Below are 25,805 nucleotides of genomic sequence, written 5' to 3'. Positions count from 1 at the left end.
CTCGTGTATGTGAGGGTTCCGATCTCGTAGACGTTGAACGGAACGCACCGGGAACATATATTCCCGACATGGCACAGCGAACCCTTCAGCAGAAGCTGGCGATCCTGTCGGACGCCGCAAAATACGACGCCTCTTGCGCCAGCAGCGGGACGACGCGGCGCGATTCGCGCAGCGGCGGCATCGGGTCGGCAGGCGGGTCGGGCATCTGCCACGCCTATACGCCGGACGGGCGCTGCATCAGCCTGCTGAAGATCCTGATGACGAACTTCTGCATCTATGACTGCGCCTATTGCATCAACCGCGTCAGCAGCAACGTGGAACGCGCCCGCTTTTCCCCAGAAGAGGTCGTGACGCTGACGCTGGAGTTCTATCGCCGCAACATGATCGAGGGGTTGTTCCTGTCGTCGGGCATCATCCGCAGCCCCGACCAGACGATGGGCGACATGGTCCGCATCGCGCGGATGCTGCGGGTCGATCACGGTTTCAAGGGCTATATCCATCTGAAGACCATTCCCGACGCCTCGCCCGAACTGGTGGCCGAGGCGGGGCTTTACGCCGACCGGTTGTCCGTGAACATCGAACTGCCGCAGGATGCCAGTATCCGCGAGCTGGCCCCCGAAAAGCGCCCCGAGACGATCCGTGCCGCCATGGCGGACGTGCGCCTGGGCAGGGAGGCCGCGAAGGAAAAGACCCATACCGGGCGCCGCGCGGCGCGCTTCGCCCCCGCGGGCCAGTCCACGCAGATGATCATCGGCGCGGACGCGACCACCGACCGCGACATCCTGAAGACCTCGGCGAACCTGTATTCCGGCTATGACCTGAAGCGGGTCTATTATTCGGCCTTCAGCCCGATCCCCGATTCCTCGGCCATTCTGCCGCTGGTCAAGCCGCCCTTGATCCGGGAACACCGGCTGTACCAGGCCGATTGGCTGATGCGCTTCTATGGGTTCGAGGCCGACGAGATCGGCGCGGCCCATCCGTCAGGCAACCTCGACCTGTCGATCGACCCCAAATTGGCCTGGGCGCTTGCGAACCGGGCGCATTTCCCTGTGGATGTCGCGCGCGCGACCAAGGAGATGCTGCTGCGGGTTCCTGGCTTCGGCACCAAGACGGTGCAGCGCATCCTCGCCGCGCGTCGGAACGGCCCGGTGCGCTATGCCGACCTGCTTCGGATGGGCGCGATCATGTCCAAGGCCAGGGCCTTCGTGACGTTGCCCGACTGGCATCCGGGTGCCCTGACCGACAGCGCCTCGCTGCGGGCGCGCTTTGCCCCTCCGCCCGAGCAGTTGCAACTGCTGTGATCCGCGTCGACCTGCCCCGTTTCGGCCGGTTCCAGGCTTGGCGCGACGCGGCGCGGCAGCTTGCATCGAACCGCGTCAGCCCGACCGACGTGACCTGGGACGACGGGGGCCTGTTCGGGTCCGATCCCGTGCCGCCGCCTGGTCCGCAGCCGGTCACCGCCAGCAAGGATTTCCTGGACCTCGCCCGCACGGTCGCCAGCCATTCCGATCCTGAACGCTGGGCCTTGCTGTACACCGCGCTGATGCGCCTGCAGGACGACCGCGGCTTCATTGCCAACCCCGCCGATCCGTTGACCGACCGGCTGGGGCGCATGGCCAAGTCGGTGCGCCGCGACATCCACAAGATGCACGCCTTTGTCCGGTTCCACGAACTGCCAGCCCAGGGTCCGCGCCGCAGCTTCGGCGCCTGGTTCGAACCGGAACATCCGATCCTCGAGGCCGCGACGCCGTTCTTCGCCAAACGGTTTGCCGACATGGACTGGCTGATCGCCACGCCCGAAGGCACTGCCCGCTTTGACGGGACGATCACCTATGACCCGCCTGCAGACCGCCCAAACCTGCCCGAGGACGCCAGCCACGATTTGTGGCAGACCTATTTCGCCAACATTTTCAACCCCGCCCGGATCAAGACCCAGGCCATGCGGTCGGAAATGCCGGTGAAATACTGGAAGAACCTGCCGGAAACCGGGCTGATCGCGCAGATGCTGGCCGATGCGCCGCGCCGGGTGCAGGCGATGCGGGATGCCGGGGCCTCGACCGCGCCGGGTTTCGCGGCCAAGGTCACGGCGCGGATCCGCCAGGCGCCCGACGAAAGCATGCCCCAAGACATGGACAGCGCCGGCCGGCAGGCAAGCCGCTGCACGCGCTGCGACCTGTGCCATGCGGCTACGCAAACGGTCTGGGGCAAGGGCAATTCCGCCGCGCCCCTGATGATCGTGGGCGAGGCGCCCGGCGATCAGGAGGATCTGCAGGGCCTTCCCTTCGTTGGACCGGCAGGCCAGCTTCTGCACCGGACGATGGAACAGGCTGGGCTGGACGCCAGGCGTGTCTGGATGACCAATGCGGTCAAGCACTTCAAGTTCACACCGCGCGGCAAGCGCCGCATCCACCAGACCCCCAACGTATCCGAGATCAAGCACTGCCGCTGGTGGCTGGATCTGGAACGCGGCTTCGTGCAGCCCCGGCTGACGCTGGCAATGGGGGCCACAGCGGCCTTTGCGCTGACGGGAAACAACCGGCCGCTGACGCCGCGGCGCGGGCAGGTGGAACGGGCGCTCGATGGCGGGCCGGTGCTGCTGACCTGGCACCCCAGCCTGATCCTGCGGCTTGACGGCGACCGCGCGGCCGAGGCGCAGAAACAGTTCGCGCAGGATCTGGCGCAGGCCCGCCAGATGATCGCGGCCTGAAGCTTGTTTCCTTGTTCAGCCAGGGTGGAACTGCAGGCCCTTTACAAAGGCTGCCCTGTCAGCAGCCTCGGCATCGGTTCGACCGCCAGCCCCGCCGCCTGCCGCATGAAGCCACGCCGCAGCGCAGGCACGGCCGTAACCAGCCCCATCCCGATGCCGCGCGCCGCCGACAGCAGCGGATTGTCGCTGCCGAACAGCCGGTTCACCCCGTCCATGCCAAGCGCCAGGGCGGTCGCGTCGAAGCGCCGCCAGCCCTGGTATCGCTCCAGCACCAGTTCGGACCCGATATCCTCGCCGCGCCGGGCGGCATCGACCAGCACCTCGGCCAGGGCCGCGACATCGCGCAGGCCCAGGTTCAGGCCCTGTCCGGCGATGGGATGGACGCCATGGGCCGCATCGCCCACCAGGGCCACCCGGTCGGCGGCATAGCGTTCGGCCAGCGACAGGCTGAGGGGATAGGTGAAGCGCGCCCCGGCCAGGGAAATCCGGCCCAGGTAGTCGCCGAAACGCGGGCGCAGCACGTCCAGGAAGGCCTCGTCATCCAGGGCGGCGATGGCGCGGGCATTGTCATGGGTTTCGGACCAGACGACGCTGCTGCGGTTGCCAGGCAGGGGCAGGATCGCCAGCGGGCCGGTCGCCATGAAATACTGCTGCGCGATGCCCTCGTGCGGGCGGTCATGGGCGATCGCTGTGACAAGCGCGGTCTGGCCGTAATCCCAGCCCTGCCGCCGGATCCCCGCGCGCGCGGCCACGCCCGACCCACGCCCGTCGGCGCCCACCATCAGCCGGGCGCGGATGCGGCGCCCGTCGGACAACACGGCCTCGACGCCCGCGCCGGTTGCCTGATGGTCCGTGACCGACAGGCCGGTCAGGTGCTGCACGCGGTCCTGCATCGCCCGCAGCAGGGCGCGATACAGGAACCGATCCTCGAGCATGAAGCCCACCGGCCCTTCCTCGATCTCGGCGCTGTCGAAATGCAGGAAGAAGGGCGCGGCGCCTTCGCCGGGCCGGCCTTGGGACGCCTTGACCTGCCGGATCGGCTGGCTGTCGCCCGCCAGCCCGTCCCACAGCCCAAGCGCCTTCAGCAGCCGTTGCGAGGCCACGGCAAGCGCATAGGCCCGCCCGTCAAAGTTGTCGCCCGCCCGCGCATCGGCCGGGCGCGGATCGACCACCGCCACACGCAGCCCAGCTTGGGCCAGGGCCAGGGCCAGGGTAGGGCCGTTCAGCCCGCCGCCAGCGATCAGGACATCCACATCACTCATGGCCGCGATCATGCACGGGCCGGGCGCGAAGTCCATGCGGCGATCCGCCCCCGCCCCCTTCGGCAGCCAGGATCGCGTCAAGGCCGCTGCGATAGTCGGGGTAAAGCAGCGTGACCCCCAGTTCCTCCTTGATGCGCCGGTTCGAGACGCGCTTGTTGTCTTCGTAGAAGGACCGCGCCATTGGCGTCATCTCGGCATCCTCGAAGGCCACCTGGGGCGGCGGCGGAAGGTCCAGCAGGGCCGCGGCATGGGCCAGCACGTCCTGCGGCGGGGCCGGATCGTCGTCGCAGAGGTTATAGGCCCGGCCCGGCGCGGGCCGGTCGATCGAGGCCAGCAGGACCTGGGCGATGTCCTGGGCATGGATGCGGGAAAAGACTTGGCCCGGCTTGATGATCCGCCGAGCAGTGCCGTTCCGGACCTTCTCGAACGGGCCGCGTCCCGGGCCATAGATACCCGCCAGCCGAAAGATGTGCAGGGGCAGCCCGACCCGGTCGGCCAGGACGCGCCAGTCGCTCTCGGCCCGGATGCGGGCCTGGCCGCGAGGGCCGGTGGCGTCCAGCGGGCTGTCCTCGGTGACCCAACCGCCGTCGCGGTCACCATAAACGCCGGTGGTGGACAGATAGCCCAGCCACCGGGGGCGCGCCCGCGCCAGATCGTCTTGGAACGCTGCCAGGACAGGATCGCCCTGGGGTCCCGGCGCGGCCGACACCAGGATCGCGTCCGCCGTGGCGATTTCGCTGCGCAGCCGTTCTTCCTCGCCCGGCCACAGGACCGGCTCGGCCCCTGCGGACGCGACGCGGCGGGGATCGTTCCGCGTCGTGCCAAGAACCTGCCAGCCCCGCGCCCGCAGCAGGGGCGTCAGGAAGCCTGCGGAATAGCCATGACCGAAAACCAGCATCTTCATGACCGCACCGTAACGGCCCGTTCTGCCGGACGCCAGACGCTTGCCTGCGGCGGGCGTCGCTGGCAGGGTCGGGGGAAAGCAAGGACAAGACGAATGGACACGGATACCCGCTATCTTCCGGTTGACACTCCGGCGGCCCCGGGACGCCAGCAATTCACCGATGCCGGCGCGGCGGTTGCGCATCTGAAGGCGCTCTACACGCAATCGACGGGCTTCCTGCTGGATCGCTTCACCCGGGCGCTTGAAGGTGAAAAGCCCACGGCCCGCTATCGCGCCTTTTATCCGGAACTGCGCCTGACCGTGACCTCGCATCCTTCGGTCGATTCGCGGCTTGCCTTTGGCCATGTCGTGGCCCCCGGCAGCTATTCCGCCACGGTCACCCGGCCCGACCTGTTCGGCAACTACCTGCGCGAACAGATCGGGCTGCTGATCCGCAACCACGGCGTCCCGGTGACCGTTGGCGTCAGCGAAACGCCGATGCCCGTGCATTTCGCCGTTGCGCATCAAAGCGACCTGGCCGTGCCGCAGGAAGGGGTGCTGGACTTCTCGCTCCGCGATGTCTTCGACGTGCCGGATCTGAACACCATGAACGACGACATCGTGAACGGTGTGGCGGGTCCCATGCCCGACGGATCGCAGCACCTGGCGGCCTTCACGGCGCAGCGCATCGATTATTCCCTGGCGCGGCTGCAGCACTACACGGCAACGGCGGCCGAGCATTTCCAGAACTTCATCCTGTTCACCAACTACCAGTTCTACGTGGACGAGTTCGAGGCCTTCGCCCGCCGCGTCCTGGGCGACCCTTCGCTGGGCTATGACAGCTTCGTGGCCCCCGGCAACCAGGAGATCACCGATCCCGAAGCGCCCCTGGCCGCATTGGCCAAGCTGCCGCAGATGCCCGCCTATCACCTCAAGCGGGCGAACGGGCAGGGGATCACGCTGGTCAATATCGGCGTCGGACCGTCGAACGCCAAGACGGCGACCGACCACATCGCGGTGCTGCGCCCCCATGCCTGGCTGATGGTCGGCCATTGCGCGGGCCTGCGCAACAGCCAGCGGCTGGGCGACTTTGTGCTGGCCCACGCCTACCTGCGCGAGGATCACGTGCTAGACGCCGACCTGCCGGTCTGGGTCCCGCTGCCCACCCTGTCCGAGGTGCAGGTCGCCCTTCAGGAAGCCGTGGCCGAGGTCACGCAGCTGGAAGGCTACGAGCTGAAGCGCATCATGCGCACCGGCACCGTCGCAACCATCGACAACCGCAACTGGGAATTGCGCGACACGCCGATCCACCGGCTGTCCCTTGCGCGGGCCGTGGCGCTTGACATGGAAAGCGCGACCATCGCCGCCAACGGCTTCCGCTTCCGGGTGCCCTACGGCACGCTGCTGTGTGTCAGCGACAAGCCGCTGCATGGCGAACTGAAGCTGCCGGGCATGGCCACCGACTTCTATCGCAGCCAGGTCGCCAACCACCTGCTGATCGGCATCCGCGCCATGGAAAAGCTGCGAGAGATGCCGCTGGAACGGATCCATTCGCGCAAATTGCGGTCATTCCACGAGACGGCCTTTCTTTGACCTTGCGTCAACCGGCTAGCCTGCGCCCGCTTTCCCAGGAAACGGCGAAAAACTCTTGATCTGTTGGGCAAAACCGTGTGTAGCAGGCGATATGCCGCCAAAGGCGCAATTCGCAGCCCCCGCAGAACCGGGCAAGAGGAGACAGATTCATGGCAACGCCATCCGCGAAACCGATGACCAAGACCCAGCTCGTTGCCACCCTGGCCGAGGAAATGGGTTCGGACAAGAAATCGGCTTCGGCCGCACTGGACGCGATCGCCGCTGTCGTCGCCCGTGAAGTCGCCGCTGGCGGCTCGGTCACGATCCCCGGCATCGGCAAGATCGCCTGCCGCGCCCGTCCGGAACGCCAGGTCCGCAACCCGCAGACCCAGGAAATGATGACCAAGCCTGCTGACAAGCAGGTCAAGGTCACGGTCGCCAAGGCGCTGAAGGACAGCGTCAACAGCTGATCGACCTTTCCGGTCAAGAAAAGGGGGCCGCGCCATAGGGCGCGGCTCTTTTCTGTTTTGGCCTTCCTGCGACAATCCGTCTCTGCTAGCCCTTCTGCATCATCTGCAAATGGGGCCGGAATGGACATTCGCGCGATCGGGATGGGGGTGTTCTTCGCGGTGATGTGGGCCTCGGCCTTCACCTCGACCCGCATGATCGTGACCGAGGCGCCGCCGCTGTTCGCCCTTGCCCTGCGTTTCGCCATGTCCGGGGCGGCGGCCTTCGTCATCGCCCTTGCGATGGGCGAGACCTGGCGGGCGCTGACCCGCGCCCAATGGCGGGCCGTGGTGATCCTGGGCCTGTGCCAGAACGCGCTTTACCTGGGGCTGAACTGGGTGGCGATGCAGTGGATCGAGGCGGGGCTGGCCTCGATCATCGCAGCCACCATGCCGCTGATCGTGGCGATGCTGGGCTGGTCCCTGTTCGGCGAAAGGCTGCGGCCAATGGGCGTCCTGGGCTTGGCCCTGGGGCTGGCGGGCGTGGCGATCATCATGGGCGCGCGGCTGCAGGGCGGGGGCAGCGATCCGGTCGGCATCGTGATGTGCTTTGCCGCAGCCCTGGCGCTGGCCGTGGCCACGCTGACGGTGCGCGGCGCCAGTTCCGGCGGCAACGTGATGATGATCGTGGGCCTGCAGATGCTGGTCGGGTCCGCAACCCTGTGGATCGTCGCGCCCCTGGTCGAGGATTTCCGGGTCGATCTTCATCCGCGGCTGGTCTGGGCCTTTCTTTATACGGTGATCGTGCCGGGGCTGGTTGCGACCTGGATCTGGTTCAAGCTGGTGGGCCGCATCGGCGCGGTCCGTGCGGCGACCTTTCATTTCCTGACGCCCTTCTTCGGCGTGGCGACCGGCGCGCTGCTGTTGGGCGAGGAACTGGCGGCGGGCGACGTGATCGGCGTGGGGGTCATCATGGCGGGCATCCTGGCGGTGCAACTGTCCAAGGCGCCTGCCCCGGTGGTGCCCGTCCGGCGCCCGCCCCCCGCCTGAGGCGCGGGAACGGCCAACCCCGCTGCGGCGTTGATTTTCATGGAATGTTCACCATCTAGGACCCATGCGCGCCGATCAGATCCTGCACCCCACCCCGGCCGGTCTTTATTGCCCCCCCGGTGACTTCTACATCGACCCGGTCCGTCCGGTGCATCGCGCGCTGATCACTCATGGCCATGGCGACCATGCCCGGTCGGGGCACGGCGCGGTCCTTGCCACGCGCCAGACGCTGGAGATCATGGTGATCCGCTATGGCGAGGATTTCGCGGGTCAGCGTCAGGCGGCGGACGGCCCCGTCCGTGTGGGCGACACCACCGTCAGCTTCCACCCGGCGGGCCATATCCTTGGATCGGCGCAGATCGCCGTGCAGCCGGACCGCGGCCCGAAAATCGTCGTGTCGGGCGATTACTGCCGCCACCCGAATCCGGTCAGCGCGCCTTATGAACCCGTGCCCTGCGACATCTTCGTGACCGAGGCGACCTTTGGCCTGCCGGTTTTTCGCCATCCCGACCCGGCGGGCGAGATGACCCGCCTGCTGGCGAGCATGGCCGAGTTTCCCGAACGCCACCACCTGATCGGCGCCTATGCCCTGGGCAAGGCGCAGCGATTGATCATGCTGGCGCGGCAGGCGGGGATCGACGGTCCCATCGCCATCCATGGCGCGCTGCAACGGTTGTGCGATTACCATGTGGAACAGGGCATCAACCTTGGCCCCTTGGTGCCTGCCACCGCGAAACAGGTGGACGCGCAACTGGTCATCGCGCCGCCTTCGGCTTTCGCCTCGGCATGGGTGCAGCGGTTCCGCGATCCGGTGATCGGCTTTGCGTCCGGCTGGATGGCGGTGCGGGCGCGTGCCAGGCAAAGGGGCGTCGAACTTCCCCTGGTGATCAGCGACCATGTGGACTGGCCGCAGGTGACGCGAACCATCCGTGAACTGGCCCCCCAGGAAGTCTGGATCACCCACGGGGCCGAGGATGGGCTGATGCGGTGGTGCGAATTGCAGGGAATCCCGGCCCGCCCGCTGCGCCTTGTCGGATACGAGGACGAGCCGGAATGAGAGCCTTCGCAAATCTTCTGGAACGCCTGGCCTTCACGCCCGCGCGCAATGCCAAGCTGCGGCTTCTGCGGCATTACCTGGAACAGACCCCCGACCCCGATCGGGGCTATGCCCTGGCCGCCCTGACGGGCGATCTGAAGCTGCGCACCGTGACGCCCGGCCTGTTGCGCGGGCTGATGGTGGAACGCGTGGACGAACAGCTTTTCGCGATGTCCTATGATTTTGTGGGCGATCTGGCCGAAACCATCGCCTTGTTGTGGGACACGGACCGGGACGAGGACGTGCCCTTGACCCAGGCGGTGGCGCTGCTGTCGGACACCGGCAAGGCGGGCCTGCCCGCGGCCATCGCCGCGATGCTGGACCGGCTGGGCCCGTCGCAGCGCCTTGCCTTCCTGAAGCTTGCCACGGGCAACATGCGCATCGGCCTGTCGGCCCGCATGGCGCGGATGGCCTTGGCGGATATGGGCGATCCCGACGTGGCCCAGATCGAGGAGATCTGGCACGGGCTGACCCCGCCCTATCAGCCCTTGTTCGACTGGATCGCGGGCGGCACGCGTCCCGAACATGCCGCCCGTGCGCCTTTCCGCCCGGTGATGCTGTCCACGCCGGTCGATCTGGACCAGCTTGGGGCCTTCGATCCCGCCAATTACGTCGCGGAATGGAAATGGGACGGCATCCGCGTACAGGCGATCAACGACGGCGGGGTGCGCAGGCTCTATTCCCGCACCGGAGAGGATATCAGCAACAGCTTTCCCGACCTGATCGAGGCGCTGAACTTCGACGGCACTGTGGACGGTGAACTGCTGGTCAGGCGCGGTGAGGATGTCGCGGTCTTCGGCGACCTGCAAAAGCGGCTTGGCCGCAAGCAGGTGGGACGCGGGATGCTGGAAAGCCACCCTGCCGGTCTGCGCGTCTATGACCTGATGATCTGGCAGGGCCGCGATCTTCGTGAACTGCCGCTGATGGAACGACGCGCCGTGCTGGAAAGCGTGGATTTCGGCAGCGACCGCATCGACGTGTCGCCCCTGCTGGATTTCACCACCTGGGACGATCTGGCGGCCCTGCGCGCCGATCCCCCGGCGGCGGTGATCGAGGGCGTGATGATCAAGCGCCGCGACAGCCCTTACGTCGGCGGGCGCCCGCGCGGGCCGTGGTTCAAGTGGAAGCGCGATCCTCATGTGGTCGACGCCGTCCTGCTTTATGCGCAGCGCGGCCATGGCAAGCGGTCGGGCTTCTACAGCGATTTCACCTTCGGCCTGTGGGAGGCGGACCAGCTTGTCCCGGTCGGCAAGGCCTATTTCGGCTTCACCGACGAGGAACTGCGCGAACTGGACCGCTTTGTCAGGAACAACACCACCGAACGCTTTGGCCCGGTCCGGTCGGTCGCGCCCAAGCTGGTGCTTGAGGTCGCCTTCGAGGGGCTGAACGCATCCGGCCGCCACAAGTCGGGCGTCGCCATGCGCTTTCCCCGCATTAGCCGCATCCGCTGGGACAAGCCCGCGTCCGAGGCCGATCACTTGTCCACGCTGAAGGCCATGATCCCGTGACCCTTCCGCCCGAATTTCAGGACTGGTTCGCAGCCCAGGGCTGGCAGCCCCATCCCCACCAACTGGACCTTCTGGCGGCCCAGGGCGACACGCTGCTGATCGCGCCGACCGGGGGCGGCAAGACGCTGGCAGGCTTCCTGCCCTCGCTGGTCGACCTGAAGGATGGGCACAGAGGGCTGCACACGCTCTATGTCTCACCTCTGAAGGCGCTGACGGCGGATATCGCGCGCAACCTGGCGCGCCCGGTGGCCGAGCTCAACCTGCCCGTCCGGGTCGAGGATCGGACAGGCGACACGCGATCCTCGCAACGCGCGCGCCAACGGGTCGATCCGCCGCAGATCCTGCTGACCACGCCGGAATCGCTGGCCTTGATGCTGTCCTATGAGCAGGCGCCGCAGATCTTCGGCAGTTTGCGCCGCGTGGTGCTGGACGAATTGCACGCGCTTGCGGAAAACAAGCGCGGCGACCAGTTGATGCTGTGCCTGGCGCGGCTGCGGAGCCTGGCCCCCGGCCTGACCGCCACCGGCCTGTCCGCCACGGTCGAGGATCCGCGCGCCTTGGCCGATTTCATGGGCGGCGCGGCGATCATCCATGCCGATCCCGGCCCTGAACCCGACATTGCCATGCTGGCGACCGCCCGCCCCGCGCCTTGGTCCGGCGGAGGCGGTCATTACGCCGTCCCCGAGGTTCTGGCCGAGATCAGGCAGGCCCGCACCACCATCATCTTCATCAACACCCGCGCCCAGGCCGAACTGTTCTTCCAGGCCCTGTGGGCCGCCAATGACGACAACCTGCCCATCGGGTTGCACCACGGCAGCCTTGCACGCGAGGCGCGGCAACGGGTCGAGGCCGCGATGGCCGCAGGGGAACTGCGCGCCGTGGTGGCGACGGGCAGCCTGGATCTGGGCATCGACTGGGGCGCGGTCGATCTGGTGATCCAGGTCGGCGCGCCCAAGAACGTCAAGCGGCTGGTCCAGCGGATCGGGCGGGCGAACCACCGTTATAACGCGCCCTCGCGCGCGCGGATCGTGCCCGCCAACCGCTTCGAGGTGGTCGAATGCATCGCCGCCCTTGAAGCCGTCCACGAGCATGATCTTGACGGCGATCCGCGCGGCCCTGGCCCCTTGGACGTGCTGTGCCAGCATATCCTGCTGACGGCCTGCGCGGGGCCCTTCGATGCCGACGCGCTGCTGGCCGAGGTACGCACCGCCGGACCTTATCGCAGGCTGACCCGGGCGCAATTCGACGACTGCCTGGATTTCGCGGCAACCGGGGGATACGCGCTGCGGGCCTATGACCGCTGGCAGCGTCTGATGCAGCGCGACGGGCTGTGGCGTCTGCGCGATCCGCGCGCGGCCCGCGAGTTGCGCATGAACGTGGGCACCATCGTCGAGGCCGAGATGCTGAAGGTCCGGTTCCGGCGCGGCGGCGGCCTGTTGGGCGAGGTCGAGGAAGGCTTTGCCGCGACCCTGGTGCCCGGCGACACCTTCCTGATCGGCGGGCAGACCGTCAGGTACGACGCCCTGCGCGAGATGGTGGTCGAGGTGACGAAGCAGCCGACCCGGCAACCACGGATCGCGCTGTATTCTGGGATGAAGCTGGCGACATCAACCCAACTGTCGCACCGGGTCCAGGCGCTGATCGGCGATCGGTCGCGCCATTGGGTGCTGCCGCCGGACACCGCCGACTGGCTGGCGCTGCAGGAAAAGATCAGCACGCTGCCGCAGCCCGGCGTGCTGCTGAGCGAAAGCTTTCCCTTCCAGGGCAAGTGGCACTTCGCCCTTTATGGCTTCGCCGGGCGCAACGCGCTGCAGACGCTGAGCCTGCTGATGACCAAGACGATGGAGGATGCGGGCCTTGGCCCCCTTGGCTTCATCGCGACCGACTATGCGCTGCTGATCTGGTCGTTGGATGCAGTGACCGATCCCGCGCCCTTGCTGGATCGCGAAGCGCTGCGCGCGGGCTTGGGCGACTGGCTGGGGGGCAATGCCGTGATGAAGCGGACCTTCAAGAACGTCGCCGTGATCTCGGGCCTGATCCAGCGGAACATGCCGGGACAGCGCAAGTCGGGCAAGCAGGCGACCTTTTCCAGCGACATTCTTTACGATACCTTGCGCCGCTACGACCCCGACCACCTGCTGCTGCGCATCACCGCGGACGAGGCGCGGCGGGGCCTTGTCGATTTCGACCGGATCGAGGAGATGCTGGACCATCTGCCCCATCACGACCACCGCATGACGGGCCGCGTGACACCCCTGGCCGCGCCCTTGCTGCTGGAATACGGCCGCGTGCCGATCACCGGCGCGGGCCGCGACCGCATGGCCGAGGCCGAGGCCCAGGCCCTTATGGCCGAGGCGGGGCTGGCGTGACCCACGCCTTCGACTTTGCAGGCCACGCGCTCGAGGCGCGGCCGTCCGGCGCCCTGTTCTGGCCTGAACGCCGCTGGCTGGTCGTCGCCGACCTGCACCTGGGCAAGTCCGAACGGATGGCCCGGCGGGGCGGATCGCTGTTGCCCCCCTATGAGGTTCTGGCCACGTTGGACCGTCTGGAGGCCGAAATCGCGGCAACCGATCCCGAAGCGATCATCAGCCTGGGCGACGGCTTCGACGACGATGCCGCCGCGCTTGCGCTGCCCGACATGCTATGCGACCGGCTGCGCGGCATGGCCTGGAACCGCCGCTGGATCTGGGTCAGCGGCAATCATGATCCTTCTCCGGTCTGCCCGCGCCTGCCCGGAGAGACGGTGGACGAATTGGCCGACGGCCTGACCCTGCGCCACCAGGCGGGGCAGGGGCCGGATGTGTCGGGCCATTTCCACCCCTGTGTCAGGCTGGCCGGCGAACGGCGGCGCTGTTTCCTTGTCGGGCGCAACCACCTGATCCTGCCCGCCTTCGGCGCCTATACCGGCGGTCTTGCCATCGACAGTCCCGTGCTGGCGGGCCTGGTTCCGCAAGGCATTGCCATAGCCTGCGGCAACCGCGCCCTGGCGGTGCCTGTGGGCCACCCGATGCGCAGCGGAACATCGCGCCGCAGGTCATGAAAAAGCCGGGCCGCCGCAGGCGCCCGGCTTTTCATCCGTGGACAGGATCGGTGTCAGAAGCTGAAGTTCACGCCGACCTTGACGTTGTGATGCTCGGGCGTGGCATTGGTCGCAATGGCATCGGACCCCTCCGTGAAGGTGATCTCGGTCTTGCCGAAGTTCCGATACTGCCATTCCGCAAAGACCGAAAGGTTGTCGCGGATTTTCCGTTCCACACCAAGACCCAGGGAATAGCCGTCCGCAGTATAGCCTTCGGTGATTGACCCGCCATCCCCGTTGACCGAGGCGGACAGAATATAGTCAAAGTCCCCGCGCACATAGCCTGCGGTCCCATAGACAAGGGTCTGCGGGTTCACGGCATAGCCGGTCTTGAACTGGAGGCCGACGATGTGGTTGACCTTGGATTCGATGCCGACCGTGTAATCGTCGCCGTCCACACTATCCGAACCGGATTTGTCATCGCTGATGTCACCCCCTTCAAGGGTGAGTTCAGGACCGAAAACCCAGTTCCCGCGCTGCCAGCGATAGCCCAGGTGCACCCCAGCACCCAGGCCTTTGACCTTGAGGGTCGTCAGGTCGCTGAGGCTGCCCAGAAAGGCATCGTCTTCATAAATGTCGGCACCCACCTCATCATCACCACCGAAGGCATAACCGATATGTCCACCCACATAGCCGCCCGCCCAATCGCTGGCCGAGGCCGATTCGCGGACCGGGGCAGCCACCACCGGATCGGCAACAGGGGCGATATAGCCCCCGGCAAGGGCGCCCGATGTGCCTGACATCAGGCCGAGGGCGGAAATCGCCAGGAACGAGGAATGACGCATCTGATGCTCCTTCTTTCAGGAAATCCCAATCGCAGCGCCGATCGCCCCGTCGAACAAGGGGTTTAGCGCAATTTGTCTGTCACGCGATCATACATCCTATACGTGTGGACCGGAACCCCGCGCCTTGAACAAAGGCGCGGCATTTCCGCAACAGCGTCAGGTGTCCAGGTTCTCGACGCTCAGCGCGTTCTGCTGGATGAACTCGCGCCGTGGTTCGACCACGTCGCCCATCAGCTTGGTGAACAGATCCTCGGCCTCGGCCACGTCCTCGACCCGGACCTGCAGCATGGTGCGCGCGACCGGATCAAGCGTGGTTTCCCACAACTGCTCGGGGTTCATCTCGCCCAGACCCTTGTAGCGTTGCAGCGACAGGCCCTTTTCGCCTTCCAGGAAGATCGCCTGCAGCAGCCCCAGCGGCCCGAAGATCGGCTGGTCGCGGTCCTTGCGCACCAGGCGGGCAGGCTGGCCATAGATGTCCTGCAGGGCCTGCGTCATCTCGCCCAGGCGGCGGCTTTCGGCGCTGCGCAGCATCTGGCCGTCCAGGGTCCGGCTTTCCTCGACCCCGCGCAGGGTGCGCGTCAGGCGAATGCCTGCATCCTGTGTGGGACGGCCAGTCCAGCCGCGTTCGTATTCCTCGGCGATGAGGTCCAGCCGGGCGGCCACCGCATCGGCTGCGCCTTGCGCGTCCTGATCGACGCGACCCGGCAGCAGGGCACCAGCGATGGCTGCCTGCTCGGTGACATGGGGCGGATAATGCGTGGGATAGGCGCGCAGCAGGCGACGGGCGATCCGCGCCTCGCCGACAACGCGGGCCAGGTCGGCGCCCACGATTTCTTCACCCGAACCAAGCTTCAGCGCCGCGCCCTCGACCCCCTGCTGGATCAGGTAATCCTCGAGCGCGGCTTCGTCCTTGAGGTAAACTTCAGACCGGCCGCGCGACACCTTATACAGCGGCGGCTGCGCGATATACAGGTGGCCCGCGTCGATCAGTTCCGGCATCTGCCGGAAGAAGAAGGTCAGCAGCAGCGTGCGGATATGCGCGCCGTCGACATCGGCATCGGTCATGATGACGATCTTGTGGTAGCGCAGCTTGTTCAGGTTGAATTCGTCCCGCCCGATCCCCGTGCCAAGCGCAGTGATCAGCGTGCCGATCATTTCGGACGACAGCATCCGGTCGAATCGCGCCCGTTCCACGTTCAGGATCTTGCCGCGCAGGGGCAGCACCGCCTGGTTCTGCCGCGACCGGCCCTGCTTGGCGGACCCACCGGCCGAGTCACCCTCGACGATGAACAGTTCCGACAGCGCCGGATCCTTTTCCTGGCAATCGGCCAGCTTGCCGGGCAGCGAGGCCACGTCCATCGCCGTCTTGCGGCGCGTCAGTTCGCGCGCCTTGCGGGCGGCTTCGCGGGCCAGGGCGGTCTCGATGATCTTGCCGACGATCGACTTGGCCTCGGTCGGGTTTTCCTCGAACCACTCGGCCAGCTTTTCGCCCACCAGGTTCTCGACTGCCGGGCGCACCTCGCTGGAGACCAGCTTGTCCTTGGTCTGGCTGGAGAACTTGGGATCGGGCACCTTCACGGACAGCACGCAGGTCAGGCCTTCGCGCGCGTCGTCGCCGGTGAAGTCCACCTTTTCCCGTTTCGCGATGCCGCTGTCCTGGGCGTATTTGCCGATCACGCGCGTCAACGCGCCGCGGAAGCCCGCCAGATGCGTGCCGCCGTCGCGCTGCGGGATGTTGTTGGTGAAGGGCAGCACGGTTTCGTGGTAGCTGTCGTTCCACCACATCGCGACCTCGACCCCGATGCCGTTGCGCTCGCCGGCCATGAAGATCGGCTCGGGCATGACGGCGGTCTTGGAGCGGTCGAGGAACTTCACGAATTCCCGCACGCCGCCTTCGTAGAAAAGCTCGGTCTTCTGGACCTCGGCATGACGCTCGTCTTCCAGGATGATGCGGACGCCGCTGTTCAGGAAGGCCAGTTCCCGCAGACGGTTTTCCAGCGTCTTGTAGACATAATCGAGGTTGCTGAACGTGCCGGCCGGATCGTTGGTCTTGGTCGATGCCAGGAACCGCACCTCGGTGCCCTTCTCGCCCGGCGCGGCATCGCCCACCACGCGCAGATGCTCGACCGTGTCGCCATGTTCGAAGCGTGCGTAATGTTCCTTGCCGTTGCGCCACACGCGCAGTTCCAGCCAGTCCGACAGCGCGTTCACGACCGACACGCCCACGCCGTGCAACCCGCCCGAGACCTTGTAGCTGTTCTGGTCGAACTTCCCGCCCGCGTGAAGCTGGGTCATGATGACCTCGGCCGCGGAAACGCCTTCGCCGGCATGGATGTCGGTGGGAATGCCGCGGCCGTTGTCTCGGACCGAGACGCTGCTGTCGGCGTGGATTTTCACCTTCACATAATCGGCATGGCCGGCCAAAGCCTCGTCGATGCCGTTGTCGACGACCTCGTAGACCATGTGATGAAGGCCTGACCCGTCATCGGTATCGCCGATATACATGCCGGGCCGCTTCCTGACGGCTTCCAACCCTTTGAGAACCTTGATGGAATCAGCGCCGTATTCGGCGGTCTGCGGGATCGTGTCGGCCATGGGTGAAATTGTCCTGTTCCTGTGCAGCCGATATAAGCATCCGGCAGGGGAAAGTCACGGGAAAGACCGGATTTTATTGCGATTCCGGCAGGGTTCAGCCGGCAATTTCGCGGGCCGCGGACAACCCGTCCGTCTTTGTCACGCCCAACCGGCGGGCACGGGGTCCGAAGGCGTCGAAAAGTTCGGGGCCGGTCCCGGTCAGCAGGCTTTGCGCGGGCAGGCCGCAGATGCGGTCGTAAAGCGCCGCGCGCCGGTCGGCATCCAGATGGGCCGCGACCTCGTCCAGCAGCAGCACGACCGGCTGGCCAGACAGCGCGCGGGCATTGGCCAGCACCAGCGACAAGAGCAGCGCTTTCTGTTCCCCGGTCGAGGACAGCGCGGCAGGCATGTCCTGCGGTCCCCAATGCGCGCCCAGGTCGGCGCGGTGCGGCCCGGACAGGCTGCGGCCCGCCGCCATGTCGCGCGAACGCATCGCGGACAGGCGATCGGCGATGCTGTCGGGATCGGGGTCGTCGGCCTGACCTTCGCCCGGCAGCAGCAGCAGGGTCGCGGCGGGAAAATCGCCATCGTCCTGCGCGGCCATGATCGCCGTCAGCGCCCCCTGGCGATTGCGGGTCAGGGCCGCGCCCGCATCGCCCATCTGCGCCTCCAACGCACGATACCAGCCCGGATCCGCGATCTGGTCCTTCAGCAGGCGATTGCGTTCGCGCATCGCCTTGTCATAGGTCAGCGCCAGATCCGCATGGTCGGGAAACAGCGACAGCGTCACGCGGTCCAGAAAGCGCCGCCGCGCCTCGGGTGGGTCGGACCACAGCCGGTCCATCGCGGGAACCAGCCAGATGATGCGCAGCAGGCGGCCAAGCGCGGTCTGCGCCACCGGCTTGTCGTCGATTGCAACGCCGCGCGGCTGGCCGGGCGGTGCCTGCGTTTCAATGGCGTGATCGCCCAGGGCCGCGCGGATCCGCCAGCCCGCGCCGGGGCCCTGCCGCGCCTGTTCGGGGGCAGGGGCCGCGCGCAAGCCGCGGCCGGGGGCCAGCATGGACACGGCTTCCAGAATATTCGTCTTGCCCGATCCGTTCGGGCCAAAGATCGCCAGCGGCTGATCGTTCAGGTCCAGGTCAAGCCGGGACCATGACCGGAACTGCGCCAGCGAAACCTGCCTCAGCGTCACACGCGCATCGGCATGACGACATAAACCGCGCTCTGGTCCCCGCCTTCGCGGATCAGCGCGGCATCGCCCGAGCCGTTGAACATGAACACCGCATTGTCGCGATCCACCTGGCTGGCGATTTCCTGCAGGTATTTGGCGTTGAAGCCGATCTCCAGCGGGTCATCGGCATAGGCCACGATCAGTTCCTCCTCGGCCGCGCCCGCATCGGGGGCATTGACCGACAGGATCAGCCGGTCCTGGTCCAGGGCCAGCTTGACCGCGCGGGACCGTTCGCTGCTGACCGTCGCCACCCTGTCCACCGCGCGGGCAAAGTCGGTCGCATCGACCTCCAGCTTGCGGCTGTTGTTCAGGGGGATCACGCGCGAGTAATCGGGGAATGTCCCGTCGATCACCTTCGAGGTCAGCGTCAGCGTGGGCGTGGCGAAGCGCACCTTGGTCTCGCTGACCGACACCGCGATATCGGTATCGTCGTCATCCAGCAGCTTGCGCAATTCGGCCACGGTCTTGCGCGGCACGATCACGCCCGGCATTTCGTCCGCGCCCACCGGCAGGGGCGCGTCGATCCGCGCCAGGCGGTGCCCGTCGGTCGCCACGCAGCGCAGCATCGGCTGGCCGTCAACCTGGGCCACATGCATGTAGACGCCGTTCAGGTAATAGCGCGTTTCCTCCGTCGATATCGCGAACTTGGCCTTGTCGAACAGCCGGCGCAGCATGTCGGCCTTGGCCTTGAAATTAGCGCTGTACTCGGACGACGCCATGACGGGGAAATCCTCGCGCGGCAGCGTGGCCAGGCTGAAGCTGGACCGCCCCGCCTGCACCGACAGCCGTCCGGCCGCATCGTCGCTGCTGATCTGCACCAGGGCGCCGTCCGGCAGCTTGCGCGCGATCTCGTTCAGCATGACCGCGCTGACGGTAGTGGCGCCGGGGCGTTCCACCTGGGCAGGGGCCTGGTCCACGACCTCGGTGTCCAGGTCGGTGGCCCGGAAACTGACGCCGTCGGGCGTGGCCTCGATCAGGACGTTTGCCAGGATCGGGATGGTGTTGCGACGTTCCACAACCGACTGGGCCTGAGAGACGGCCTTGACCAGAACCGCGCGCTCGATCGAGAATTTCATCGCATTTCCCTGTGCCTGTGGCCATCCCGGCCCGTAAACGGACCTGATTTGTAACCAGCCCTGAGGATGCTCACAAGCGTTTCCTGTGTCAGGCTTCCAGCAGGCGCTTCAGCAGGGCGACATCCTCGGCCAGAGCGTGATCCTCGGTCACCAGCTCCTCGACCTTGCGGATGCCGTGCATGATCGTGGTGTGGTCGCGCCCGCCGAAGCGGCGGCCGATTTCCGGCAGGCTGCGGCTGGTCAGTTGCTTGGACAGATACATGGCGATCTGGCGCGGGCGGGCGACGTTTCGGGCGCGCTTAGGGCCCACCATGTCGGCCAGGCGGATGTTGTAATGTTCGGCAACCTTGCGCTGGATGTCGTCGATGGAGATCTTGCGGTCGTTGGTGCGCAGGATGTCGGCCAGGCATTCCTGGGCGACCTCCAGCGTGATCTCGCGGCGCAGAAGGCTGGCATGGGCGAACAGGCGCTGCAGCGCGCCTTCCAGCACGCGGACGTTGGTGGTGATGCGGTGCGCCAGGAATTCCAGCACGCCCGCGCCGATCTCCAGGTCAGGCTGCTGGGTGCGGAACACCTCGGTCTTGGATTGCAGGATGCCCAGGCGCAGTTCGTAGGTCGTGGGATGCACGTCCACGATCAGGCCCGAGGACAGGCGCGACTTGATGCGTTCCTCGAGGCCCTTGATCTCGGCAGGCGCGCGGTCGGCGGAAATGACGATCTGCTTGCCCTGATCGACCAGGGCATTGAAGGTATGGAAGAATTCTTCCTGCGTGCTGTCCTTGCCGGCGATGAACTGCACGTCGTCGACCATCAGCATGTTCACGTTGCGGAACATGCCCTTGAAATCCATGATCGTGCTTTCGCGCAGCGCCTGGACGAAGCGGTACATGAACTGTTCGGCAGAGAGATACAGCACCTGCGCCATCGGGTGGCGGCGGTGATATTCATGGGCGATGGCGTGCATCAGGTGGGTCTTGCCCAGGCCCACGCCGCCATACAGGAACAGCGGGTTGAAGCCAACGGGACCGCCCTCGGCCACGCGGCGCGCGGCGGCATGGGCCAGTTCGTTGGGCTTGCCCACGACGAAATTGCCAAAGGTATAGCGGGGATCCAACGGGGCGCCCAGGTCGGTGCGACCCACGCGGGCCGTGGCCGGGGCTGCGGCCGACGCCACGGGGCGGGCGGGCTTTGCCGGGGCGGCAGGGGCTGCGGCGCGGGCGCGCCCGGGCGCGGTCTGCGGCACCACCTCGAAGCGCAGGCGTTCCACGGGGGCGCCGTGGCGGCTGAGCTCGCCCAGGATGTCCTTGGCGAAATGGCGGTTCACCCAGTCCGAGATGAAGCGCGTGGGGCTGGCGAAATGGGCAATGCCCTCGTCCACGCCCGTCAGGCGCAGGGGCTTGATCCAGTGGTTGAAGTTGTTCGGCCCCACGCTTGTCTCAAGCGCGGCGCATGCCTGTCCCCAGATCTCGTCCATGGTCTTGCCCTATCTATCCTGTCCCCAGCCTTCGCCGGACCTTCCGGCGAAACAGGATCCGCGACGCGCATCGGAACGGCGGAACTGCGGCAACACCCCACCCTGCGGCCCCAGCGGGCCGCCTGACGGGGCTTTCGCCCAAGATCCCATCCAAGACACGGGCATCCGCGCAGCCGGTGGCAGCCGTCTGCAAGAAACCCGAGGGCCATGAAAAAGGCGCCTGTTGCCTTCTGGCCCGACCGGTTCTGCGAGCCCTTTCGGATTCGCGGGCAACCGGCCCGTCCCCCAACACTGCGACGTGAATCGCCCCATGACGTTAGCAATGGCGCGGCGGCTGCTGCAACCGAACTATCTGCTTGACAGAAGCTTTGCCCAAACGAATCTGGCAAGGCCTTTGACTCATAAGGAAAGAATCCTGAACGCCTTGATATGTAGGCATTTTTGCAACATTTGCAGATGCAGAAACAAAAAACGGGCGCGGATTTTCATCCGCGCCCGAGCATCATTTCGGACCCCGCAGGACCCGCGATTCCAGCAAGATCCGGGCCGGATCCGGCCCTGGAATCAGACCGCCGAAAGGGCCTTCACGCGCGACGCGAGGCGCGAGATTTTCCGCGATGCAGTATTCTTGTGGACCACGCCCTTGGTCACGCCGCGCATGAGTTCGGGCTGGGCCGCCTGAAGCGCCGCCTTGGCTTCATCGGCATTGCCCGAGGCGATGGCTTCTTCCACCTTGCGCAGGAAGGTCCGGATGCGCGAGCGGCGGGCCTTGTTCACGTCGGTGCGGCGCTCGATCTGGCGGGCGCGTTTCTTGGACTGGGGCGTATTGGCCATGGGTTCTTGATCCTATCGGTCTTTCAGCGTTTCGTTCGCGCAAAAGACCCAAGGAACCGCTTCACGGGGAAGCGGTCATGATTCTTGCCTAAGCGGGCCCACGCGCATGTAAGCCGGGGCGTATAGGGCATGGCAGCCGAAAAGGAAAGGCCGAAAAGAACGGCTTGAATCAGCGGTCCCGGAACTGGGCTTCGCGCTTTTCCAGGAATGCGGCCATGCCTTCCTTCTGATCCTCGGTCGAGAACAGCGCCTGGAAGTTGCGCCGCTCGAACAGGATGCCTTCGGTCATGCTGGTCTCATAGGCGCGGTTGACGGATTCCTTTGCCGCCTTGACCGAGATCTGGGATTTCTCGGCGATCTTGCGGGCGGCCGCCATGGCCTCGGGGATCAGCTTGGCGGCGGGGACCACGCGGCTGACCAGGCCCGACCGTTCGGCCTCGGCGGCGTCCATGAAGCGGCCGGTCAGATGCATGTCCATGGCCTTGGACTTGCCCACGAAGCGGGTCAGGCGCTGCGTGCCGCCGATCCCCGCGATGACGCCCAGGTTGATTTCCGGCTGACCGAACTTGGCGGTGTCGGAGGCAATGATGAAATCGCAGATCATCGCCAGCTCGCAGCCGCCGCCCAGGGCATAGCCGCTGACGGCGGCGATGATCGGCTTGCGGATGCGGGTGATGGCGTCGATCCGGGCGCCGAACAGATCCTCGTCATAGGCGTCGACAAAGGTCTTGGTCGCCATTTCCTTGATGTCGGCGCCGGCGGCGAAGGCCTTTTCGCTGCCGGTCAGCACAACGCAGCGGATCTTGTCGTTGCGGTCGGCGTCCGCCAGGGCCTGGCCCAGTTCGGTGATCAGGGCGGTGTTCAGCGCGTTCAGCGCTTCGGGGCGGTTCAGCCGGATCAGGGCGACGCTGTCCTCGATCTCGACGATGATGGTTTCATAGGCCATGGGCAGCGTCCCGTTGCAAAAGCGTTTTGCCGGACCCTATCAAACCTGCGGCGGGAAAGCCAAGCGCGCTACCGCTGGCAGCCGGGGCAGAAGAAGCTGGATCGCCCGCCCTGCACGATCCGCCGGATCGTGCCCGCGCAGCCCGGGGTGGGGCAGGGCGCGCCTTCGCGGTCATAGACGCGGAAGCTGTGCTGGAAATAGCCCAGTTCGCCGCTGGCCTGCCGGTGGTCGCGCAGGGACGACCCTCCCGCTGCGATGGCGTCCGTCAGCACGTCGCGGATATGGCCCACAAGCGCGGCGATCCGCGCGGCCCCGATGCGCCCTGCCGCCCGACGCGGGTCGATGCCCGCGCGGTGCAGCGCCTCGGAGACATAGATGTTGCCCAGGCCCGCGACGATCCGCTGGTCCAGCAGCGCCTGCTTGACCGGCATCCTGCGGCCCGCGAAGGCACCAGCCAGATAGGCGGGCGTGAAGGCGTCGTCGAAAGGTTCCGGCCCCAGGTGGTCCAGCAGCGGATGGGCCGACCCCTCGCGGATCAGATCCACCATGCCGAAACGGCGCGCATCGTTGAAGGTGATCGTGCTGCCCCCGTCCGTCACCAGCACCACATGATCGTGGCGCGGCAGGATCGCCGGGTCGCGGTGGAAATCGCCCAACGACCCCCCCTGGACCAGCATCCGTCCGGACATGCCCAGATGCATCAGCAGCGTGCCGCCCCGGTCCAGGTCGGCCAGCAGGTATTTCGACCGGCGCCGCAGGGCGGTGACCGTGGCGCCCGTCAGGACCTGCACAAGATCGACCGGCATGGGCCAGCGCAGGTCGGGGCGTCGAACTTCGGCGCGTGCGATGCGTTGGCCTTCCAGGTGCGGCAACAGGCCGCGGCGGACGGTTTCGACTTCGGGCAGTTCTGGCAATCTGGTCCCTTTCGATCCATTGTGCGCCGCGCAGGCCGGGCTTATCTGGCGATGAAACAGCGGATCGGCAAGCGGATGAGCGACAAGAAGCAGACCCATTTCGGTTTCCGGACCGTGGACGAAGATGCCAAGGCCAGCATGGTCCACGGCGTCTTTTCCAGCGTCGCGTCGCGCTACGACTTGATGAACGACCTGATGAGCGCGGGCATCCACCGCGTCTGGAAGAACGCCATGATGGACTGGCTGGCCCCGCGCGACGGCCAGCACCTGCTGGACGTGGCGGGCGGCACGGGCGACGTGGCCTTCCGCTTCCTGGATCGCGCGCCGGGCGGGCGCGTCACCGTCTGCGACATGACCGAATCCATGCTGGTCGAAGGGCGCAAGCGCGCCGACGCGGTGGAAAAGGGCGACCGGCTGGCCTGGGTCACGGGCGATGCGATGGCGCTGCCCTTTGCCGATGCCAGCTTCGACCGCTACACGATCAGCTTCGGCATCCGCAACGTCACCCGCATCCCCGACGCCCTGGCCGAGGCTTACCGGGTCCTGAAACCCGGCGGGCGGCTGATGGTGCTGGAGTTCAGCCAGATCCCCGTGCCCGCGATGCAATGGGCCTATGACCGTTATTCCTTCAATGTCATCCCGGCGATGGGCCAGGCGGTGACGGGTGATCGCGACAGTTATCAATACCTGGTCGAATCGATCCGCAAGTTCCCCGACCAGGACACCTTCGCCGACATGATCCGGGCGGCGGGCTTCGGGCGCGTGCAGTATCGCAACCTGTCGATGGGCATTGCGGCGCTGCATTCCGGCTGGAAGCTGTAATGCGGGGTCCGCACAATCTTTTGCGCCTGATCCGCACGGGCGCCACCTTCGAGCGCACGGGCGCCATGAGCGCGGTGCTGGACGCGGTCGAGGCGCCGCCGCGCCTGCGCATCGCCGCCCGCGTGCTGGGCTGGCCCTTCCGCTGGCTGGGCTACAGGGGCGACCCGAACCTGCCGCCGATCACCCGCGCGATCACCGCGCTTGGACCGGCCTACATCAAGTTCGGACAGATCCTGTCGACCCGGGCCGATGTCGTGGGCATCGGGATGGCCAACCAGTTGCGGATGCTGCAGGACCGCCTGCCAGCCTTCCCGGCCGAGACGGCCAAGGAGATCATCCAGGCCGACCTGCGCCAGCCGGTGGATCTTCTGTTTTCCGAATTCTCGGAACCCGTGGCGGCGGCGTCCATCGCCCAGGTCCACCGTGCACGGGTCCGCGCCACCGGGCGCGAGGTCGCCGTCAAGGTGCTGCGCCCCGGCATCGGCGCGGCGTTCCGCCGCGATATCGACGCCTTTCACTTTGCCGCCGGGATCATCGAGATGCTGTCGCCGGGCAGCCGCCGCCTTCGCCCGCGCGAGGTGGTGCGCCACTTCGAAGCCACTGTCACCGCCGAACAGGACATGCGGCTGGAAGCCGCCAACGCGTCCGAGTTCGCGGAAAACACCAAGGGCGATGCGGGCTTTTCCATTCCGCAGCCATTGTGGCACCTGTCCTCGCGCCGGGTGCTGACCTCGGACTGGGTGGAAGGGCTGCCGATGGGCGACCGGGCCGCCCTGGTGGCGGCGGGGCATGACACCGGCCGCATCGCCGCCCGGGTGATCCAGCTTTTCCTGCAGCACGCCCTGCGCGACGGCTTCTTCCATGCCGACATGCATCACGGCAACCTGAAGGTCGGGGCGAATGGCGACGTGCTGGCTTATGACTTCGGCATCATGGGCGAGATCGACGAATATACCCGCCGCATCTATGCCGAGATCCTGTATGGCTTCATCCAGCGGGATTACCGCCGCGTCGCCCGCGTCCATTTCGAGGCAGGCTATGTCCCCCGCGACCGCGACGAGGCGCAGTTCGCCCGCGCCCTGCGCGCCGTGGGCGAGCCGATCTTCGGGGTCAATGCCAGCCAGATCTCGATGGCGAACCTGCTGGCCTATCTGTTCGAGGTGACCGAACGCTTCGGGATGCAGACCCAGACCCAGCTGATCCTGCTGCAGCGCACCATGGTCGTGGTCGAGGGCGTGGCCCGGTCGGTCGATCCGAACCTGAACATCTGGGACGCGGCAAAGCCCGTTGTGTCAGACTACATCCGGTCGAATATCGGGCCCAAGGCGCTGGCTGGCGACATGGCCCGCGTGGCCCAGACCGTGGGACGCTATGGCCCGCTGCTGCCGCGCATCGTGGAACAGGCGCTGTGGGAACGCGCCCATCCCGAAGATGCGCGGCCGGCCCAGCCGGTCTTTATCAGGCGCGGCGCGCCGGGCTGGCTGACGGTCGTGCTGGCGCTTGGCGCCGGGGCCGCGCTTGGGATGTCGCTGGTCTGACGCCTTGT

The 25,805-nt window shown here is 66.7% G+C and carries 21 protein-coding genes; 11 read left to right on the top strand and 10 right to left on the bottom strand.

Translation table 11 applies throughout. The annotated features are described in order from the left end of the window. Positions 1 to 68: 68 nt before the first annotated feature. Positions 69 to 1,301 carry a putative DNA modification/repair radical SAM protein gene (locus FIU66_RS13680; protein ID WP_167623281.1) on the top strand — a complete coding sequence of 411 codons (1,233 nt, stop codon included), beginning with the start codon at positions 69 to 71 and terminating at the stop codon, positions 1,299 to 1,301. Beyond that, on the top strand, positions 1,298 to 2,707 hold the full coding sequence (locus tag FIU66_RS18305) for a UdgX family uracil-DNA binding protein (RefSeq protein ID WP_167623280.1): 1,410 nt from the start codon (positions 1,298 to 1,300) through the stop codon (positions 2,705 to 2,707). Before FIU66_RS13680 ends, FIU66_RS18305 begins: the two co-directional genes overlap by 4 nt. Before the next feature lie 41 nt (positions 2,708 to 2,748). On the opposite strand, the gene FIU66_RS13670 is transcribed toward FIU66_RS18305, so the two are convergent. Both FIU66_RS13670 and FIU66_RS13665 read right to left on the bottom strand, forming a co-directional pair. Next, the gene (locus FIU66_RS13670; RefSeq protein WP_229849225.1) at positions 2,749 to 3,969 is read right to left on the bottom strand and encodes a UbiH/UbiF/VisC/COQ6 family ubiquinone biosynthesis hydroxylase; all 1,221 of its coding nucleotides are present in this window, start codon (positions 3,967 to 3,969) and stop codon (positions 2,749 to 2,751) included. Beyond that, positions 3,962 to 4,873 (bottom strand): SDR family oxidoreductase, encoded by a 912-nt coding sequence (locus tag FIU66_RS13665; RefSeq protein WP_167623279.1) that lies wholly within the window; start codon positions 4,871 to 4,873, stop codon positions 3,962 to 3,964. The genes FIU66_RS13670 and FIU66_RS13665 overlap by 8 nt, the downstream gene beginning before the upstream one ends. A gap of 93 nt (positions 4,874 to 4,966) precedes the next feature. Between FIU66_RS13665 and FIU66_RS13660 the strand changes: the two genes are divergently transcribed. The 7 genes from FIU66_RS13660 (at position 4,967) to pdeM (ending at position 13,564) form a co-directional block, all read left to right on the top strand. Next, positions 4,967 to 6,445 (top strand): AMP nucleosidase, encoded by a 1,479-nt coding sequence (locus tag FIU66_RS13660; protein WP_167623278.1) that lies wholly within the window; start codon positions 4,967 to 4,969, stop codon positions 6,443 to 6,445. 149 nt (positions 6,446 to 6,594) lie between these two features. Further along, entirely contained in the window at positions 6,595 to 6,894 is a 300-nt protein-coding gene (locus FIU66_RS13655) for an HU family DNA-binding protein (protein ID WP_167623277.1), read from the top strand. Positions 6,895 to 7,014: 120 nt separating this feature from the next. Next, positions 7,015 to 7,920 carry a DMT family transporter gene (locus tag FIU66_RS13650; protein ID WP_167623276.1) on the top strand — a complete coding sequence of 302 codons (906 nt, stop codon included), beginning with the start codon at positions 7,015 to 7,017 and terminating at the stop codon, positions 7,918 to 7,920. Between the two features lie 64 nt (positions 7,921 to 7,984). Then, the gene (locus FIU66_RS13645) at positions 7,985 to 8,977 is read left to right on the top strand and encodes a ligase-associated DNA damage response exonuclease (protein WP_167623275.1); all 993 of its coding nucleotides are present in this window, start codon (positions 7,985 to 7,987) and stop codon (positions 8,975 to 8,977) included. Further along, entirely contained in the window at positions 8,974 to 10,524 is a 1,551-nt protein-coding gene (locus tag FIU66_RS13640) for a cisplatin damage response ATP-dependent DNA ligase (protein ID WP_167623274.1), read from the top strand. The genes FIU66_RS13645 and FIU66_RS13640 overlap by 4 nt, the downstream gene beginning before the upstream one ends. Next, a complete protein-coding gene (locus FIU66_RS13635) occupies positions 10,521 to 12,893 on the top strand; it encodes a ligase-associated DNA damage response DEXH box helicase (RefSeq protein ID WP_167623273.1) in 2,373 nt (790 codons plus the stop codon). Before FIU66_RS13640 ends, FIU66_RS13635 begins: the two co-directional genes overlap by 4 nt. Further along, complete coding sequence (pdeM, locus tag FIU66_RS13630; RefSeq protein WP_167623272.1) at positions 12,890 to 13,564, top strand: ligase-associated DNA damage response endonuclease PdeM; 675 nt, start codon at positions 12,890 to 12,892, stop codon at positions 13,562 to 13,564. The genes FIU66_RS13635 and pdeM overlap by 4 nt, the downstream gene beginning before the upstream one ends. 53 nt (positions 13,565 to 13,617) lie before the next feature. On the opposite strand, the gene FIU66_RS13625 is transcribed toward pdeM, so the two are convergent. From FIU66_RS13625 to mutM, 8 genes are all read right to left on the bottom strand, one after another. Then, on the bottom strand, positions 13,618 to 14,388 hold the full coding sequence (locus FIU66_RS13625) for an outer membrane protein (protein ID WP_167623271.1): 771 nt from the start codon (positions 14,386 to 14,388) through the stop codon (positions 13,618 to 13,620). 156 nt (positions 14,389 to 14,544) lie between these two features. After that, positions 14,545 to 16,983 carry a DNA topoisomerase (ATP-hydrolyzing) subunit B gene (gyrB, locus tag FIU66_RS13620; RefSeq protein WP_167623270.1) on the bottom strand — a complete coding sequence of 813 codons (2,439 nt, stop codon included), beginning with the start codon at positions 16,981 to 16,983 and terminating at the stop codon, positions 14,545 to 14,547. A 94-nt stretch (positions 16,984 to 17,077) separates the two neighbouring features. Then, complete coding sequence (recF, locus tag FIU66_RS13615) at positions 17,078 to 18,154, bottom strand: DNA replication/repair protein RecF (protein WP_167623269.1); 1,077 nt, start codon at positions 18,152 to 18,154, stop codon at positions 17,078 to 17,080. Continuing rightward, a complete protein-coding gene (gene dnaN, locus FIU66_RS13610; RefSeq protein ID WP_167623268.1) occupies positions 18,151 to 19,269 on the bottom strand; it encodes a DNA polymerase III subunit beta in 1,119 nt (372 codons plus the stop codon). The genes recF and dnaN overlap by 4 nt, the downstream gene beginning before the upstream one ends. Before the next feature lie 88 nt (positions 19,270 to 19,357). Continuing rightward, entirely contained in the window at positions 19,358 to 20,743 is a 1,386-nt protein-coding gene (dnaA, locus tag FIU66_RS13605) for a chromosomal replication initiator protein DnaA (protein WP_167623267.1), read from the bottom strand. Positions 20,744 to 21,307: 564 nt separating this feature from the next. Beyond that, the gene (rpsT, locus tag FIU66_RS13600) at positions 21,308 to 21,577 is read right to left on the bottom strand and encodes a 30S ribosomal protein S20 (protein ID WP_167623266.1); all 270 of its coding nucleotides are present in this window, start codon (positions 21,575 to 21,577) and stop codon (positions 21,308 to 21,310) included. A 169-nt stretch (positions 21,578 to 21,746) separates the two neighbouring features. Then, complete coding sequence (locus FIU66_RS13595; protein WP_167623265.1) at positions 21,747 to 22,523, bottom strand: enoyl-CoA hydratase; 777 nt, start codon at positions 22,521 to 22,523, stop codon at positions 21,747 to 21,749. Between the two features lie 68 nt (positions 22,524 to 22,591). After that, a complete protein-coding gene (gene mutM, locus FIU66_RS13590; protein ID WP_167623264.1) occupies positions 22,592 to 23,437 on the bottom strand; it encodes a bifunctional DNA-formamidopyrimidine glycosylase/DNA-(apurinic or apyrimidinic site) lyase in 846 nt (281 codons plus the stop codon). 75 nt (positions 23,438 to 23,512) lie between these two features. Between mutM and ubiE the strand changes: the two genes are divergently transcribed. Together ubiE and ubiB are read left to right on the top strand one after the other, a co-directional pair. Next, complete coding sequence (gene ubiE / locus FIU66_RS13585) at positions 23,513 to 24,259, top strand: bifunctional demethylmenaquinone methyltransferase/2-methoxy-6-polyprenyl-1,4-benzoquinol methylase UbiE (protein ID WP_167623263.1); 747 nt, start codon at positions 23,513 to 23,515, stop codon at positions 24,257 to 24,259. Then, positions 24,259 to 25,797 carry a 2-polyprenylphenol 6-hydroxylase gene (gene ubiB, locus FIU66_RS13580; RefSeq protein WP_167623262.1) on the top strand — a complete coding sequence of 513 codons (1,539 nt, stop codon included), beginning with the start codon at positions 24,259 to 24,261 and terminating at the stop codon, positions 25,795 to 25,797. Before ubiE ends, ubiB begins: the two co-directional genes overlap by 1 nt. The last annotated feature ends 8 nt before the right edge of the window (positions 25,798 to 25,805 follow it).

It is taken from the genome of Paracoccus sp. AK26 (genome assembly GCF_011801365.1).
Taxonomy (GTDB): domain Bacteria; phylum Pseudomonadota; class Alphaproteobacteria; order Rhodobacterales; family Rhodobacteraceae; genus Paracoccus; species Paracoccus aerius.
This window is presented reverse-complemented; position numbering and strand designations above follow the sequence as displayed.

Excerpts from the sequence above, each read along its gene's own strand:
- FIU66_RS13680 (WP_167623281.1), top strand. The coding sequence starts at position 69 with ATGGCACAGCGAACCCTTCAGCAGAAGCTGGCGATCCTGTCGGACGCC.
- FIU66_RS13670 (WP_229849225.1), bottom strand. The coding sequence starts at position 3,969 with ATGAGTGATGTGGATGTCCTGATCGCTGGCGGCGGGCTGAACGGCCCT.
- FIU66_RS13665 (WP_167623279.1), bottom strand. The coding sequence starts at position 4,873 with ATGAAGATGCTGGTTTTCGGTCATGGCTATTCCGCAGGCTTCCTGACG.
- FIU66_RS13660 (WP_167623278.1), top strand. The coding sequence starts at position 4,967 with ATGGACACGGATACCCGCTATCTTCCGGTTGACACTCCGGCGGCCCCG.
- FIU66_RS13655 (WP_167623277.1), top strand. The coding sequence starts at position 6,595 with ATGGCAACGCCATCCGCGAAACCGATGACCAAGACCCAGCTCGTTGCC.
- FIU66_RS13650 (WP_167623276.1), top strand. The coding sequence starts at position 7,015 with ATGGACATTCGCGCGATCGGGATGGGGGTGTTCTTCGCGGTGATGTGG.
- FIU66_RS13645 (WP_167623275.1), top strand. The coding sequence starts at position 7,985 with ATGCGCGCCGATCAGATCCTGCACCCCACCCCGGCCGGTCTTTATTGC.
- FIU66_RS13640 (WP_167623274.1), top strand. The coding sequence starts at position 8,974 with ATGAGAGCCTTCGCAAATCTTCTGGAACGCCTGGCCTTCACGCCCGCG.
- FIU66_RS13625 (WP_167623271.1), bottom strand. The coding sequence starts at position 14,388 with ATGCGTCATTCCTCGTTCCTGGCGATTTCCGCCCTCGGCCTGATGTCA.
- gyrB (WP_167623270.1), bottom strand. The coding sequence starts at position 16,983 with ATGGCCGACACGATCCCGCAGACCGCCGAATACGGCGCTGATTCCATC.
- dnaN (WP_167623268.1), bottom strand. The coding sequence starts at position 19,269 with ATGAAATTCTCGATCGAGCGCGCGGTTCTGGTCAAGGCCGTCTCTCAG.
- dnaA (WP_167623267.1), bottom strand. The coding sequence starts at position 20,743 with ATGGACGAGATCTGGGGACAGGCATGCGCCGCGCTTGAGACAAGCGTG.
- rpsT (WP_167623266.1), bottom strand. The coding sequence starts at position 21,577 with ATGGCCAATACGCCCCAGTCCAAGAAACGCGCCCGCCAGATCGAGCGC.
- FIU66_RS13595 (WP_167623265.1), bottom strand. The coding sequence starts at position 22,523 with ATGGCCTATGAAACCATCATCGTCGAGATCGAGGACAGCGTCGCCCTG.
- ubiE (WP_167623263.1), top strand. The coding sequence starts at position 23,513 with ATGAGCGACAAGAAGCAGACCCATTTCGGTTTCCGGACCGTGGACGAA.
- ubiB (WP_167623262.1), top strand. The coding sequence starts at position 24,259 with ATGCGGGGTCCGCACAATCTTTTGCGCCTGATCCGCACGGGCGCCACC.